Origin of the sequence: Christiangramia aestuarii, from assembly GCF_009735585.1 — a bacterium.
GTDB lineage: Bacteria > Bacteroidota > Bacteroidia > Flavobacteriales > Flavobacteriaceae > Christiangramia > Christiangramia aestuarii.
In genome coordinates this window covers 1-511 of sequence record NZ_VJVW01000050.1, presented here as the reverse complement: position 1 = coordinate 511, position 511 = coordinate 1, and the positions used below count along the sequence as shown (strand labels likewise).

The following is a 511-nucleotide window of genomic DNA, read 5'->3' as shown; positions in this document are numbered from 1 at the left end:
GGATGCCGATGTTGCCGATGTGGTGGTGGCCGCAGGCGTTCATGCAGCCGGAGATGTTCAGGCTCAGCTCGCCGATGTCGTGCAGGTGGTCGAGGTCCTCGAAGCGCTGCTGGATGCCCTGGGCGATGGGGATCGACTTGGCGTTGGCCAGCGCGCAGTAGTCGCCGCCGGGACAGGCGATGATGTCGCTGAGCAGGCCTTGGTTAGGCGTGCCGAGGCCGGCTGCGCAGGCCTCGCGCCACAGCGCGTGGAGGTTCTCCAGGCGCACGTCGGGGAGCACCAGGTTCTGTTCGTGGGCCACGCGGATCTCGCCGAAACCGTAGCGCTCGGCCCAGTCGGCGACGCGTTCCATCTGCTCCGCGGTGACGTCGCCCGGCGGCGCGCTGGCGCCGGGCTTGGTCGACAGCACCACCGAGGCGTAGCCCGGCACCTTGTGCGCCTGGACGTTGCGCGAGGCCCAGCGGGCGAAGGCCGGATCGGCCGCACGGGCGCTGCCGTAGGCCAGCTCGCC

General features: G+C 70.8%; 1 pseudogene. It reads right to left on the bottom strand.

Annotation, left to right across the window (positions count from 1 at the left end):
- Nucleotides 1-511: pseudogene (nirA, locus tag FLP08_RS16865) on the bottom strand (nitrite reductase NirA); the annotation flags it as partial.